This window comes from Marinomonas sp. BSi20584 (genome assembly GCF_002792415.1).
Classification (GTDB): domain Bacteria; phylum Pseudomonadota; class Gammaproteobacteria; order Pseudomonadales; family Marinomonadaceae; genus Marinomonas; species Marinomonas polaris.
In genome coordinates, this window is record NZ_KZ454880.1 from 138,781 (window position 1) to 153,092 (window position 14,312).

Below are 14,312 nucleotides of genomic sequence, written 5' to 3' on the forward strand. Positions count from 1 at the left end.
GTTACCGTAGAAAGCCTTTTTTGTGATTAGAGGTTTGTTTTATTAGGGTCTTTATCAAACTGTATTATGAATCTCTGCAACGAAGTCGTAAGAATCCCCAGGGAACCATGAGCGCGTAAACTCAATGGGCGTACCATCTTGTGTTACAGCGGTACGTTCAATGTAAAGTACAGCGCTAAGTGCTGGGATGTCGAGTAGATGAGCTCTTTGTTCATCAATGCTAATGGCGCGAAGACGCTGAAACGCACGAACAGGGCGGCAGCCTTGTTGTTCCAGCAAATCGTACAATGATCCTTCCATCGCAAAAGGGTTGAGAATGTAACGGCTTGGAATCGTCGCCAGCTCAAGCGCCATTGGCTTGCCATCGGCATAACGCAAACGATAAAAGCGCACCACTTCTTGCTCTGCTGACAGTTTAAGTGCTTTGCATTCATCCTCATGAGGCATACCCAAAGAGCGATCTAGCCATTTGGACGTAATGGTTTTGCCACGAGCTTCCATGACTTCGGTAAAGCTACGCAAGTGGTTCAGCGGTTGTTCAACCCTTTCACTCACAAAAGTTCCTGCGCCTTGACGTTGCGTCAATACGTCTTCTTTTACCAACTCGTCGATGGCTCGGCGCACGGTGACGCGTGAAACATCAAGATACTTGGCCAGATCACGCTCTGGTGGAAGCGTATCTCCACCAAGTACTCGACCTGCAGAAATAGACGCTAAAATGGCTTTTTTTACCTGCATATAAAGAGGAATGCCTTTTTCTCTCAATGCTTGGGCCGCGCCAAATAACTCATTAACCCGATTTTGGTTCATATCAGTGTCCTGAACGGGAAGGGGTTCCCGTATTCGTACTCGTTTTGCTAAGGGCTAAGTATGTCAGCTCTAAAGTGTAATAGCTGCTGACGTATGCGCGTTGACCCTCGTTAAGGCGTTACCTTGGTGATCAAATAAATACAAGCGATTAGGTTGAATACCAAAGGTAATTTTATCACCTGCTTGGTGTTGGTTGTCACCATCCACCTTAAGCACCATTTCACCTTCCTGACCGATATCGACATATAAATAAGATAGTTCACCAAGGTGTTCAATGAGAGTGACTTTGCCTTCTACGATGTTGCTTTCGCAGTTTAGCGCCATGTGTTCTGGCCGCATGCCTAGTTGTACTATATCGCCCTGATTTAAAGACGAAGTATCGACCGAGGCTTCAATAACACGGCCAGATTCTAGCACAAGTTGCGTGTTTTCAGCGCCGGATTGACTGATCTTCGCTTTCAAAAAGTTCATTTTTGGTGAGCCAATAAAACCAGCAACAAATTGTGTTTTTGGATGATGATACAAATCCAACGGTGCGCCAACTTGTTCGACACGGCCTTTGTTCATCACGACGATTTTATCGCCCAATGTCATGGCTTCTACTTGATCGTGAGTAACATAAACCACCGTGGCTTTTAGTTCCTGATGAAGCTTACCAAGTTCGACTCGTGTTTGAACTCGTAGTGAGGCGTCTAAGTTAGATAAAGGCTCATCAAATAAGAAGACTTTTGGATCGCGTACAATGGCACGACCTATAGCAACGCGCTGGCGTTGACCACCAGACAATTCTCTCGGTAATCGCTCCAATAAGTGATCAATCTTCAGCTTCTTCGCCGCTTCCATAACCTTGTTGTTCACAAACGCTTTGTCTTTTCCTGAGATTTTTAAGCCAAATGCCATGTTTTTAAACACGTTCATATGAGGGTACAAAGCATAAGATTGAAACACCATAGCGATGCCGCGCTTGGCGGGAGAGCGTCCATTGACGCGCTCGTCATCGATATACAAATCGCCTTCGGTGATGTCTTCTAATCCAGATAGCAAACGTAATAAGGTTGATTTACCGCAACCAGATTCGCCGATCAACACGACAAACTCGCCGTCTTTGATATCAAGGTCGATGCCATGCAGTACGTCCACATCGCCAAAGCGCTTTTTAATATTGTTAAGTTTTACACTAGCCATGAAATAAACCTCCAACGGTCAAAGATATAAAATATTATTTGACCGCTCCGCTGGTTAAGCCGCGGATCAATTGTCTTGAGAAAATGGTGTATAGGATCAGTACAGGAACGATCGCCAAGGTTAGCGCTGACAAAACCGAGTTCCAGTCAGTGACGTATTGACCAACAAACTGCTGTACGCCAAGTGTTATAGTGCGAGTCTCTTCACCCGGCGCGAGTATCAGTGGGAACCATAAATCATTCCAAATCGGAATCATGGTGAATACGGCAACGGTCGCCATCGCAGGTTTCAGTAGTGGCAAGATGACACAAAAGAAAATCTTGTATTCACTAACCGAATCGCAACGAGCAGCTTCGGTGAGTTCCTTTGGAATGGTGCGTACAAACTCCGATAATATGTATACTGCAAGAGGTAATCCTTGGGCTATGTACACCAAAACTAGCGCAGTAAGCGTATTCACAAGATCCAGATTGACCATCAGACTCAAAATACTTACCGTGCCAAGACGTATTGGAATCATGATGCCCATGGCAAACAAAAAGGTAATCAGCAAGTTGCCCTTAAATTTGTATTCCGTCAGAGCCCAAGCGGCCATCGCGCCAAGTAAAAGCACCAAACCTACTGCCAAGATAGTGACGACCAAACTGTTCCAAGAATACAAACCGAAGTCTGATCTCAATAACACTTGCTGGAATCCTAGCAAGGTAAAGGAATCACTGTCTGGTAAGCCGAGTGGATCGCGGAAAATTGCACGACGTTCTTTAAAGGCATTGATCACAACGACAATAATTGGGAACAGAGCAATCACGGTATAGGCCAATAACACAGCGTGTACCGTGACACTTTTGGGCACCTGTCTCATTCCAGAGGAGGGAATAAAGCGGTTTAATAGTTTCATCATGGCCTCCTTAAAATTGGAATCGCTGAATGCGGCGTTGAATAAAGAATAAGAACAGCATGACGCCCACCAAAATGATCAAAAACATCAGTGTTGCCACCGCAGCACCCATGGATGCGCTACCTTGTTGTAGCTGGAAGCCAAAAAATGTTCGGTAGAAGAAAGTTCCCATTAAATCGGTCGAAAAATCTGGGCCGGCAAGGGCGCCTTTTACCGCATATATCAGTTCAAATGCATTGAAATTCGCCACAAAGGTTAAAATTGATACCATGGCGATAGTTGGCAAAATTAACGGTAATTTAATGTGCCAAAAGGTTTGAAATGAATTCGCGCCATCAACCACACTGGCATCGACAATGTCATCAGGAATGTTGAGCAAGGTTGCGTAAATCAACATCATCGGAATGCCGACAAACTGCCACACTGAGATAAAAGCTAAAGTGATTAGTGCGCTACTTTCCTTACCAAGCCAAGCATCGAAGTATTGACCAAGACCAATACTGTAAAGGAAGTTTTCAGAAATTCCCCAAATAGGACTTAACAGCAGCTGCCAAACGAAACCAATGATTACTACAGAAAGCATGGTAGGCATGAAGATAAGTGTTCGGTAAGTACCGGATAAACGTAGCTTTGGCGAGCTCAATAAAACCGCGAGAAGCAAACCAATCGGGTTTTGTACAAGCATGTGAATCGCGAAAAATTTGAAGTTATTGCCCAGTGCGTTCCAAAAAGCCTGTGACCAAGTTTCGTCTGTTACCAAGGTGATAAAATTCTGCAGACCGACAAAGCTACTTTGCCCTTGTTGCTCGTTGAATAAACTTAAGACAAGCGTATCGAGCAAGGGGTAAACACTGAAAACAACGTAAATAAGCAGCCCCGGCCCGAGGAAAAATACCAAGTGCCATGGGAACGGTTTCTTTTCGTCATGTTGGTTGGATGGAGTCATAGTTTATCTCAATGTAACGTGCTATCTAGATAAATTTCATTTAGTTAAAAGGTCGCCCCGATGGACGACCTCTTTATGGTTTAGTTTATTGCTGAGGTTTGTACCATTGCTCCAAACCATCCTGTGTTTCTTTGGCGGCGGCTTCTGGTGTCATGGTGCCATTGATTACCTGAGCGCTCACGTTCCAAAGTTGGTTTTCCAAGTTTGGTGTACCACGAGACAGGATTTGATAAGAGTTACGAATGGTCGATTCACACTGCTGACGCCAGCTCATAAACTCTTGTGCAACAGGATCTTTGATGTCAATTTGATGATCAGACAATGGGAAGAAGCCCGGTACCGCATTCGCATAAAGTGTGGCGAACTCTTTACTTGCCATCCAATTTAAGAAGATTTTAGCTGCTTCTTTATTAGTCGAACTTGCATTGATGCCAATACCCATATCGGTATGATCACTGATGTAACAAGTGTCTTCTGCTTTTGCCACTGGAGGTGGAAACGCACCAAATTCAAAATCCGCTTGATTGTTGAACGTCTGAATATCCCAAGAGCCCGCTGGGTAGATAGCAGCACGACCTAATGTGAAAAGATTCTGTGAGTCAGAATATTTCTGCGCTTCAAATCCTCGACCTAGATACGGTTTCCACTGGGCAAGTTCTTTCCAAGTATCTACGTAAGCTTTGTCGGTTAGTTTTTCTTTACCTGTTAATAGTGCTTTACGGCCTTTTTCACCTTCCCAATACTTTGGTCCGATATTCTGGAACCCCATTGTTGCGGCTTCCCACTGATCAGCGGTTCCCATTGCTAACGGTATATAGCGACTTTCTGATTTGATGGTATCAAGCGTTTTGAAAAACTCATCACGGGTTTTAGGCACGGATAAATTCAGTTCTTTAAAAATTTCTTTGTTGTAAATAAAGCCGTGAATAACCGACGCAACAGGCATGCAGAATTGATCTTTGCCATCGTCCGTGACCCATGCGCTTTTCGCTACGTCAGAGAATTGCTTTAGACCTTTTAGATCATTTAAGTTGGCAAGATAACCGTCTTTATAAAGATCTAATGCCGTATCGAATGGACGACAAGTGATTAAGTCGCCAGCAGAACCTGCTTTTAATTTTGCTTGTAAGGCTGAGTTGTATTCCGTTGGAGGGGTTGGGGCAAAGTTTACTTTTGTATCTGGATGGCTTTTGTTAAAAGCTGGAATGATGACATCAGACCAGATATTAGCATCATCACTGCGCCAACTTTCTATCGACAAACCGTTCGCAGCTTGCGCTATGCCAGTGCTGCTAAGCAGGATGGCGGCTAGACAAGTAAGTTTTGTTGCCATTTTTGTTTCAGGTGAAGCGGAACGAACATTGAACATGAGTACTCTCCGATTGTGTTTTCCAATTGTGATGTGATTGCTTTTTTTATTAGGTTTTTTCGTAGACCTTTTGTACTGCTACAGCTTTCGTAACACCGTAAAATAATTTCCGTTAAAACTATATTGGTATTTTTTAGGTATTGCTAAGTTTTAAAAATTAGCACCAATTATTCGTTCAAGCAAATAAATATGACAGAATTGTGGAAAATAAATTGATCTTACGCTTTAATTGGTTCTATATTGGTTCTATATTAATTCTGGTTACTAAAGAGGGTTCTTATGCAAGTTATCATTCTCCCATCTGCTCGTGATGTGGCCTTGTATGCGGCTGATTGTGTTGTAGATGTGATTGATGCCAGAACGAATCCCGTTTTAGGGTTGGCGACTGGCTCGACGCCCATCGCTTTGTACAAAGAGCTAGTGGTGCGTTATCAATCTAAGCAAGTATCGTTTCGTCACACGACAAGTTTTAACTTGGACGAATATATTGGTATTGCCGACTCTCATGAGCAGAGCTATCGCACTTTTATGAATCGGCATCTGTTTGATGCTATTGATATCATTGCTACGAACACGCATGTTCCATTGGCCGAAAGCCAAGATGCAGGCACCTTAAAGAAAAGTGCGCAGGATTATGAAGCGAGTATTCAGCAAGCGGGTGGTATTGATTTACAGATTTTAGGTATCGGCTTAAATGGTCATATTGGCTTTAATGAGCCTACTTCTAGTTTTGCTTCGCGCACGCGTATCAAAACCTTGTCTGAATCTACTGTTATAGCGAATAAGCGTTTTTTCAAAGACGGTGAGTTTCAGCCTCATTTAGCGTTAACGATGGGAATTGGTACCATTTTGGATAGTAATGCAGTGTTGTTAATGGCAACCGGAAAGGCGAAAGCTGAGGCGGTAAAGGCCATGATTGAAGGGCCGCTTTCTGCAATGTGTCCAGCGTCGGCACTGCAATTACATGAAGCGGCAACCATAGTATTGGATGAAGAGGCGGCTAGCTTATTAGCTCTAAAAGAGTACTACCAATGGTGTGAACAAAAACGACAACAATTACATGAGGGGAATGTGTCATGAGCGGCTTATATATAGGAGTGGACGGAGGAGGAACCTTCTGTCGAGCCCGCTTGGTTGATAGTGATGGTAATGTATTGGGTGAGGCCGTAGGTGGCTCGGGTAATCCAAGAATAGGGATAGAAGCGGCATGGCAGAATATTATTAATGCCTGTCTTGAAGCATGTCATCAAGGCAATATTCTTCCCGAAGCCTATTCAAAAATCACGTTAGGTTTAGGCTTGGCGGGTGCCAATCAGCCGTTAGAACAAGAACAGGTGATTTCTCAAAAATCCCCTTTTGGGCAACGCTACTTATTAACCGATGCGCATGCGGCTTGTTTAGGGGCGTTTAACGGTGAAAATGGCGCGTTATTGATATTGGGCACTGGCAGCTGTGGTGTGGTTTATAAAAATGAAAGGTTTAGCATTGTTGGTGGTTGGGGTTTTCCGTTATCTGATCAAGGTAGTGGGGCACGTATTGGCCTATCTGCACTTGAGTATTCGTTAGCTGCGTTAGATGGTATTTCACCATCGACACCTTTTACTGACAGTATTAATGCTGAGTTTTCTCTCTCTGCGGAAGAATATGTATTGTATCAAAATCGTGTGCCACTTCCGAAAGAATACGGGGCTTTTGCTGTCCAGGTGTTTCAGTTTGCTCAGCAAAAAGATCCTATCGCGTTAAAAATCATCCAGCAGCAAGTAGAATGGGTAAGTCTATATTTAGACGCTTTGATCACCAAAGGCGCGCAGAAGATAGTTTTAGTTGGTGGCGTGTCCGAAGCCATTTTAGCGTATTTGCCGGAGCGATTTTCGACATACTTTTGCCAGCCAGAAGGCGATGCCATGGCGGGCGCGATTTTGATGGCCAAAGCTCAGATAGGAAGGAAGGCAATATGAAGGAACATATGATGAAAACTATATTTGCTAAACGTCTGTTCGATGGCGAAAACTGGTTAACGAATCAAAAAGTGACCTTAAAAGGCCAAATTATTGAGTCCGTTGTGTCTATAGAAGGTATTTCGGATGCACAAGCAGGCCACATGGAAGTTGTTGATTTTCTGGCGCCTGGGTTTATTGATGTTCATGTTAATGGCGGTGGTGGTGCATTGTTTAACCATACGCCGACTATAGAAGCATTGGAGCGTATGGTTGCTGTGCATGCTCAATTCGGTACGGTTGCGATGATGCCGACATTGATATCGGATGATTACGAGATCATGTCGCAAGCTCACCAAACGGTTTGCCAAGCACTGAAACAAAACATGGTGGGTATTTTGGGGATGCACTATGAGGGCCCTTACCTCAATCCTATCCGCAAAGGTGTTCATAATGAATCTAAACTGCGCAAACCTACAGAAGGTAAATTAACGACGTTGCTAGAAGTGAGTCGAAGTGGAAAGCTCATGGTGACATTAGCACCAGAGCAAGTGCCAGAAGGCTTTATCGAATGGTTAGTTTCCGAAGGGGCTATTGTTTGTATTGGTCATTCTGCGGCGAGTTATGATCAAGCAAGGCAAGCTGTGATGAGTGGTGCTCGCGGTTTTACGCATTTGTTTAATGCCATGACACCCTTGGTAAGTCGTGAACCGGGTGTGGTTGGGGCGGCATTACAAACCGACAAACCAACTTGGTGCGGTTTAATTGCCGATGGTCATCATGTTCATCCTGCCAGTATGCGAGTCGCTATTGCCGCAAAAGGCTGTGAGCATATGCTTTTAGTAACCGATGCTATTCAGAGTGTGGGGTCAGATGAAAAAGAAATGCCATTTTTAGGTAAAAAAGTACTGCGCAGTGAAGGTAAAGTCACCACCGAAGATGGCACGTTAGCTGGCTCCGATTTAGATATGGCAACCGCCGTACGTAATACTATTTCTTTAATTGGCCGAACACCTACGGAAGCCTTACAAATGGCGTCTTTAAGACCTGCTGAGTTTTTAGGAATAGAGCATCATTTTGGTCGTATTAAAGCGGGATACCGAGCTAGCCTTGTAGCATTAAGTGAAGATTTTTTTGTGCAATCAACATGGATCGATGGGCGGAAAGTGTGGGGGTAGGTAACAACTTATTTTAAATAAGTTGGAATAAAGCTATCTATCTAAAGCGTATCTCTATACTATGGCGGCACAAGCTAGAAAGAAGTCTAAATTATTAACTCTGCAATACGTTGTTTTATTCATAAAATCCTCGTCTGAAAGTTTCTAAGTACAAGTCTATTTTTTTGCAAAACCGGCCCCAAAAGGGCTATTCAAACTCAGGTGATTATTTATGTCTAATACAGTTAAAGGAACCGTTAAGTGGTTCAACGAAATTAAAGGTTTTGGTTTTATTGAGCAAGAGTCTGGCCCTGATGTGTTCGCACATTTCAGCGCTATTGCTAGCTCAGGATTCAAAACTTTGGCTGAAGGCCAACAAGTAGAATTCGTTGTTACTGCTGGCCAAAAAGGTCCTCAAGCAGAAAATATTACAGTACTTTAATTAGCTACTAAGAATATTTAAAAAAGGGTAAGTTCTTCGGAACTTACCCTTTTTTTTTGCTATCAATTAAGTAGTTGAAGGGTCTGTATCATAGTTATCGAAGGGATGGAATACCTGATCGGGGGTTGAGTATTCTGTGTTTCTTAAGAGATAATAAAATGCATTTTTAAGTTGTCTTAAATTAAAGTGATTTTAGACTAATAGTGTTGTTGTGAGCTTCTACATATTAACGCTCAAACATAAATTTTTTCTATATCGTATATGTGAAGTGTATGACATCTTTAAGTCGGTTGTATTTATTAGTATTTTTATTAGCTTTTTCTACTTCTTTATTTGCCTCACCGCTTCACCTAGGGGCTGACATTGCTTATACATACTATGAAGATAAAAATGGAGCTCTCAGTTTTGAGGAATTCTTAGACATTCCCGAAGAAAAATTGACTGAGTCACATCGCATCCTATCTAAAGGCTATACGAACTCTGTTTTTTGGGTGAAAGCAGAAATTAATGGTGAAGGCTTTAAAGACAAAGATTATTGGTTAGAAATATTACCAACCTATTTAGATGATGTTGAGATCTATTATAAGTCAATTGATTATTCTGGTAATTGGGAAAAAAGAGTGGCTGGAGACTTCAATAAAGATTCAGCGTGGGATTTTGATTATCGTTCGCCTGTTTATATATTGCCACCCTCAAGTAAAGGCTATTCTTTCATATTTAGAATAAAAACGAGCAGCTCAATGATTTTTAATGTAAAAATATGGGGGGAGAGAGATTTTAGTGAGAATGAATTAAAAAGAAATATGTTTTGGTTTTTTATATTCGGAGTTTTCTCTTTTGCTGCAATTGCCTTTTTATTATTGGCAATTATATCAAGAAAAAGAGATGTTTTAGTTTGTTTTTTATCAGCTACGATATATTTAAATGTATTTTTTGTTCAAGGATATTTTGGATGGGTTTTTGGTAGTTCTTATTTTTATTTGCAAAATTATTTTGTTAGTTTTTTTTCTATTTCAGCTTACGGTATTGTTTTGTTAATGTGTGCGACATTACTAGGACGGCCTCCTGAAAATAAAAAAATTAATATTTTTATTGATTTTGTTTTTTTTGCTATATTTTTTCAAAATATTTTTTTGTTTTTTGATATGTATTTGTTTGCAATGAAAAACGTATGTTTTTTGTTCGCTATTGGTTCGGCAACTGTTTTGTATTTATGTTTTTTTGATTCTCGTAAAAGAACAAAAAATATGAAAGATATTTTTATATTTTTTGGGGTTGTATCCTTAATTTCAATAGTTTTGTTTAGAATGTTGACGCTAAATGGTTTTATATATTATCCAGAAGGTGAGGGGTATTTTTGGCAAATTGTAGTTGCGATGATAACCTTTTTTATGATGGGAGTGACAATATCAAACCTTTATAAGGAAAATATTCGCGACATTGAGCGTAGAAATCTAATTAGAGAATTAAATATAGAAAGAGAAGCTCGTTTTCATCAAAAACAATTTGTCAGTATGGTTTCGCATGAGTTTCGTACTTCACTCGCAATTATTTCTGGCGCCATTACCAATATTCTTAATTTTTATGATTACGATGAGAGCTTAGAAAAACGTTATAAACGTATCGAACGAGCAAACAAAAGGCTTGTACAGCTTACGGATAATTGCTTGGCAGATGATAGGTTGTCATCAGATGTACAAACCTTTCAGTTAAAAAAGCAGAACCTTACAAAAATCATACTGGATGCTTGTGAAGTGATTTATATGTCTGATCACCATTCGATTCAATTTTCATTGAACCATGAGCCGATAGAGTGTTTGCAGTTTTTTGAGCTTCCTATTAATGCTGACTCAGCAATGCTTCAAATTGCTTTTTCTAATATATTCGATAACGCATTAAAGTATATGGAAGAGGGTGTGTTGGAAGTTGATATTTATAATGAGAAAGGGTTTTATTTTGTTGATGTTTTAGATCATGGTATTGGAATTGATAAAGAAAAAGAAAGTGAGATTTTTGATAGATACAAGAAGCTTACTCAAGTCAGTGCGGGGGAAAAGTCTGGAGTTGGTCTTGGACTTTATATATGTAAAACTATTTTGCTTGGTCATGGCGGTGACGTTTATTTATTGAAAAATTCAGAGTGTGGTTGCTGTTTTCAATTTAAAATACCGAAAATTTCGATTGATTAGGATTTTGGGGATGTATAAAAAACCGAATATTGCAATTATTGAAGATAATGAAGATTTACGTGATGAGTTGAAATTTTTTCTAGGTGCTAATGGCTACAGGGTTTGGGAAAGTAGCAGTGCTGAATTATTTTGGCGACAATTACACGCTGAACCAACAGATATAGTATTAATTGATGTGGGTTTGCCAGGCGAAGATGGTTATGGGATTGTTCAGCATCTAAGTAAGTTGGGGCGTTATGGATTAATAATGTTAACGGCGCGAGGCAGTCAAAATGATAAGCTGCTAGGGCTTCAAAGCGGCGCAGACTTATATCTTATTAAGCCAATTAATTTTTCTAAGCTCATCGAGCAAATTAATGTCTTGTGGCAACGACTTCTAGCAAATAATGTTATGTCTTCGAATGATTTATCTGAGACTTCGGGTGATTTAAAAATTGAATCTGATTTCCAATTAGACAGAGCTAATTATCAAGTAAATATAGTAGGTCAATCTGCTATTGCTCTTACTCCTATTGAATTTTCTCTTATGTCAAAGCTGCTGGAGAACCAAGGGCTGGTGCAAAGTAAGCAAGACTTATGCGATTATTTATGGATGGATGACAAAGAGGTTGAGTTACATCGAGTTGACGTCGTCTTGAGCCGTTTACGTGCTAAATTTCGTTCTCATGGCGTGAAACTTCCTATTCGTTCTATTTTTGGAAAGGGTATTGTTTATAAACCAAAACGATAACGATTTTTGTTTATTTTTTTGAGAGTAATGAGAGTTTTGAGACTGACATTTCGCATATCCAATGAAGATAATGTAAGCAATTAGTCAATTTTTGTTTATCTTGGTAATGGAGTGTAAAGTGATGGTCGGTAAGAAAATAGCCGTTTTATTGGGTTCTGGGTTATTGATGGGTTCAGTTAATGCAGAGCCAGTTGTGCTCGATAGTGAATTGGCGCGTTTGCTTCAAGAACACGCATTGATTTCTCAGGCAGATAAAGAAATATTTTCTGCAAAGCAGCAAATGGAAGCGGCTCAATCGGCTTGGTTTCCCACTTTAACAGTATCGGGTCTCTACGGTAGAGAACACATTGACCGAGATATTGGCAATGATACTAAAATGACCAAATCCGAGCTGGACGCAAGCTTGCGTCAAACCTTATGGGACTTTGGTAAAACCTCTGGTGCGATCACCAAAGCAGAAAAAACCGTTACACGCAAAGAGTTAGAGCGTGATTTACAATCTCAAAACCTACTTTTGGCAGGTCTTGAAGCTTACATCAATTTGAAAAAAGCTTACCGTGTGGCAGAATTTGCTCGCCAATCAGAAGAAAATATCAAGCAACAAACCAATCTTGAAGATACTCGAATCAACAACGGCAAAGGTTATACCACCGATGTATTGCAAGCGAAGGCACAGTTAGCTGGAGCAAGAGCAAAACGTGTAAGCGCCGAGCAAGTCTTGTCTACAGCGAAAAACCGTTATGTGACCGTGTTTAATACGTCAGTTCCAAGCGATGCCGATATGGCTATGCTTACCATTCCTGCTGCGTTATTACCAAGTGATATCGACGATCTTATTAGTAATGTTGTTTTGAATAATCCCGATGTGCGTCGTGATCAAGCTAGTGTAGCCGTCGCTACAGCGGAAAAAGAACGTGTTAAATCCAATCAATGGATGCCGAGTTTAGATCTAGTTGCATCAACTCAAAACCATCGTAATCAAGATGGTGTATCAGGTGATCGTTACGACAATGAAATTTCCGTGCAATTTAATTGGAATATCAACTTAGCCGGTCAAGCTAACCATCAAGTAAAATCTGCCGCTGCGGATGAAGCCGCACAGCAATATCAAGCGGATTATACTCTGTTGACTGCCAAGGAAACGGCTGAAAATGCATGGTCAGATTTAATCCTTGCCAAAGAGCGTGCTGGTTATTTGCAAGATCAAGCTGAAATCGCTGGACAGTTCCTAGAGTTGGCGCGTAAAGAACGTGAATTGGGCCGTCGTTCATTGATCGACGTCTTGTCAGGTGAAACGTCGTTAATCAACGCACAAAGTGATTACAGCGCAGCGCAAGCAGACGTGGTGATTGCCTCCTACAATATCGTTCGTAGCATGGGCAAATTAACTTTAGAAAACGTAAAAGACCTATAAAACGATGAGCCGAGTACCGTCGATAAACTGATCGATGGTACTCGGCTTTTTGCGTAAATAAGATAGCAGGTGACCATCATGGCAGATGAAAACAACAGCACGCAGATTAGTACAAATCAAGACAATACAGACCAAAACAACAGCACAGATCAAACCACAAACACACCAACATTGTCTGAACAAGAACAGCAAATCCTTGTGCAAGCAAGAGCGGCTTATGACGAAGCCATTGCGCAGGGACAAAGTGTAGAGCAAGCTCTAAGTGGTGCTAGTGATATATTAAATCAATCTGATTTAGACAATACATTAAAAACCACCACATTGAACTTATGGCGTGGCGCTGGTGATTTAAATTCTGAGCAGAGCATTCTTGATAATGTTCTTACTGGTGCGACGAGCGAATCGGATGATGTTGAGCCGATTGTAGAAACAGTACCAACAGGTATTTTAACAAATAACAGCAGCACCAGTTTTGTAAGTGCTGATACAAATACATCATCGTCTGATGCTTCGACTGTAAACGTTGTAACGGAAGTTAATCGCGTAGAAGAAACCGGCATGAGTACTGTTGGTCGTAATTCAGCTACGTCGCAAGTATCAAGGCCAGAACAAACAGATTTGGTCGAAGAAACGAACTCTGTCACGACCAGTGTGAATGATATACCCAAAGAAACCCAAACAGTTACCCCCGATGTTACTCCTCCAAGCATTAGCTTCATTGCGGCAACCGATGATGTCGGTAGTGTTATAGGTCTGCTTACGTCTGGTGATGCTACAGACGATACACGTCTGGTGCTATCTGGATCTGTAGAAGCGGGTTCTACCGTCGTCATATTTAATGGGGCAACCGTTATTGGTACTGCGACGGTTACAGGTACTACGTGGGCTTATACGGCTACTATTGAAGATGGTGTTACTTATCAGTTCAATGCGAAAGCTACTGATGCAGCTGGCAATGAAAGTACGGCAACAGAAAACTTTACCGTTATCGGTGACATGTCAGTATCCCAACCTGTTATTGATCTGAACAGCGACAGCGACACGGGTAATTCTAACGAAGACAACCTAACTAACGACGCCACCGCGACCTTCACCATCACCAATGTCGATGCTGACATGAAGAGCGTGGAAATCTTTAATGGTGATGCTTCTCTAGGTTTTGCACAGCAGATTGACGGTGTGTGGATCTTTACCGCTGCCGAAAGTCAATTATCGGAAGGCGTAAACACACTGAC

At 41.3% G+C, this 14,312-nt stretch carries 13 protein-coding genes; 8 read left to right on the forward strand and 5 right to left on the reverse strand.

What is annotated here, in order from left to right; genetic code table 11:
- Positions 1 to 54: 54 nt before the first annotated feature.
- The 5 genes from TY87_RS12850 to TY87_RS12870 all read right to left on the reverse strand — a co-directional run bounded on the left by TY87_RS12850 (position 55) and on the right by TY87_RS12870 (position 5,208).
- Complete coding sequence (locus TY87_RS12850; protein WP_072837961.1) at positions 55 to 810, reverse strand: GntR family transcriptional regulator; 756 nt, start codon at positions 808 to 810, stop codon at positions 55 to 57.
- A 69-nt stretch (positions 811 to 879) separates the two neighbouring features.
- On the reverse strand, positions 880 to 1,995 hold the full coding sequence (locus TY87_RS12855; protein WP_100187367.1) for an ABC transporter ATP-binding protein: 1,116 nt from the start codon (positions 1,993 to 1,995) through the stop codon (positions 880 to 882).
- Between the two features lie 34 nt (positions 1,996 to 2,029).
- Positions 2,030 to 2,893: a carbohydrate ABC transporter permease gene (locus tag TY87_RS12860; RefSeq protein ID WP_100187368.1), complete on the reverse strand. Its 864-nt coding sequence runs from the start codon at positions 2,891 to 2,893 to the stop codon at positions 2,030 to 2,032.
- A 10-nt stretch (positions 2,894 to 2,903) separates the two neighbouring features.
- The gene (locus TY87_RS12865; RefSeq protein ID WP_072837964.1) at positions 2,904 to 3,839 is read right to left on the reverse strand and encodes a carbohydrate ABC transporter permease; all 936 of its coding nucleotides are present in this window, start codon (positions 3,837 to 3,839) and stop codon (positions 2,904 to 2,906) included.
- A gap of 85 nt (positions 3,840 to 3,924) precedes the next feature.
- Positions 3,925 to 5,208: an ABC transporter substrate-binding protein gene (locus tag TY87_RS12870; protein ID WP_198432091.1), complete on the reverse strand. Its 1,284-nt coding sequence runs from the start codon at positions 5,206 to 5,208 to the stop codon at positions 3,925 to 3,927.
- 279 nt (positions 5,209 to 5,487) lie between these two features.
- Between TY87_RS12870 and nagB the strand changes: the two genes are divergently transcribed.
- The 8 genes from nagB to TY87_RS12910 form a co-directional block, all read left to right on the forward strand.
- Entirely contained in the window at positions 5,488 to 6,288 is an 801-nt protein-coding gene (gene nagB / locus TY87_RS12875; RefSeq protein ID WP_100187369.1) for a glucosamine-6-phosphate deaminase, read from the forward strand.
- Complete coding sequence (locus tag TY87_RS12880) at positions 6,285 to 7,166, forward strand: glucosamine kinase nucleotide-binding domain-containing protein (RefSeq protein WP_100187370.1); 882 nt, start codon at positions 6,285 to 6,287, stop codon at positions 7,164 to 7,166. The genes nagB and TY87_RS12880 overlap by 4 nt, the downstream gene beginning before the upstream one ends.
- The gene (nagA, locus tag TY87_RS12885) at positions 7,163 to 8,323 is read left to right on the forward strand and encodes an N-acetylglucosamine-6-phosphate deacetylase (RefSeq protein ID WP_100187371.1); all 1,161 of its coding nucleotides are present in this window, start codon (positions 7,163 to 7,165) and stop codon (positions 8,321 to 8,323) included. The genes TY87_RS12880 and nagA overlap by 4 nt, the downstream gene beginning before the upstream one ends.
- A 211-nt stretch (positions 8,324 to 8,534) precedes the next feature.
- A complete protein-coding gene (locus TY87_RS12890; RefSeq protein ID WP_012069364.1) occupies positions 8,535 to 8,744 on the forward strand; it encodes a cold-shock protein in 210 nt (69 codons plus the stop codon).
- Positions 8,745 to 9,016: 272 nt separating this feature from the next.
- Entirely contained in the window at positions 9,017 to 10,933 is a 1,917-nt protein-coding gene (locus TY87_RS12895; RefSeq protein WP_100187372.1) for a sensor histidine kinase, read from the forward strand.
- Positions 10,934 to 10,943: 10 nt separating this feature from the next.
- On the forward strand, positions 10,944 to 11,663 hold the full coding sequence (locus tag TY87_RS12900; protein ID WP_100187373.1) for a response regulator transcription factor: 720 nt from the start codon (positions 10,944 to 10,946) through the stop codon (positions 11,661 to 11,663).
- Between the two features lie 121 nt (positions 11,664 to 11,784).
- Positions 11,785 to 13,077: a TolC family protein gene (locus tag TY87_RS12905; protein WP_232617135.1), complete on the forward strand. Its 1,293-nt coding sequence runs from the start codon at positions 11,785 to 11,787 to the stop codon at positions 13,075 to 13,077.
- A 78-nt stretch (positions 13,078 to 13,155) separates the two neighbouring features.
- Positions 13,156 to 14,312 (forward strand): Ig-like domain-containing protein (locus TY87_RS12910; RefSeq protein WP_157789899.1); only part of this gene is annotated, 1,157 nt, incomplete at its 3' end.

Excerpts from the sequence above, each read along its gene's own strand:
- TY87_RS12890 (WP_012069364.1), top strand. The coding sequence starts at position 8,535 with ATGTCTAATACAGTTAAAGGAACCGTTAAGTGGTTCAACGAAATTAAA.
- TY87_RS12905 (WP_232617135.1), top strand. The coding sequence starts at position 11,785 with ATGGTCGGTAAGAAAATAGCCGTTTTATTGGGTTCTGGGTTATTGATG.
- TY87_RS12880 (WP_100187370.1), top strand. The coding sequence starts at position 6,285 with ATGAGCGGCTTATATATAGGAGTGGACGGAGGAGGAACCTTCTGTCGA.
- nagA (WP_100187371.1), top strand. The coding sequence starts at position 7,163 with ATGAAGGAACATATGATGAAAACTATATTTGCTAAACGTCTGTTCGAT.
- TY87_RS12850 (WP_072837961.1), bottom strand. The coding sequence starts at position 810 with ATGAACCAAAATCGGGTTAATGAGTTATTTGGCGCGGCCCAAGCATTG.
- TY87_RS12870 (WP_198432091.1), bottom strand. The coding sequence starts at position 5,208 with ATGTTCAATGTTCGTTCCGCTTCACCTGAAACAAAAATGGCAACAAAA.
- TY87_RS12860 (WP_100187368.1), bottom strand. The coding sequence starts at position 2,893 with ATGAAACTATTAAACCGCTTTATTCCCTCCTCTGGAATGAGACAGGTG.
- nagB (WP_100187369.1), top strand. The coding sequence starts at position 5,488 with ATGCAAGTTATCATTCTCCCATCTGCTCGTGATGTGGCCTTGTATGCG.
- TY87_RS12900 (WP_100187373.1), top strand. The coding sequence starts at position 10,944 with ATGTATAAAAAACCGAATATTGCAATTATTGAAGATAATGAAGATTTA.
- TY87_RS12855 (WP_100187367.1), bottom strand. The coding sequence starts at position 1,995 with ATGGCTAGTGTAAAACTTAACAATATTAAAAAGCGCTTTGGCGATGTG.
- TY87_RS12865 (WP_072837964.1), bottom strand. The coding sequence starts at position 3,839 with ATGACTCCATCCAACCAACATGACGAAAAGAAACCGTTCCCATGGCAC.
- TY87_RS12895 (WP_100187372.1), top strand. The coding sequence starts at position 9,017 with ATGACATCTTTAAGTCGGTTGTATTTATTAGTATTTTTATTAGCTTTT.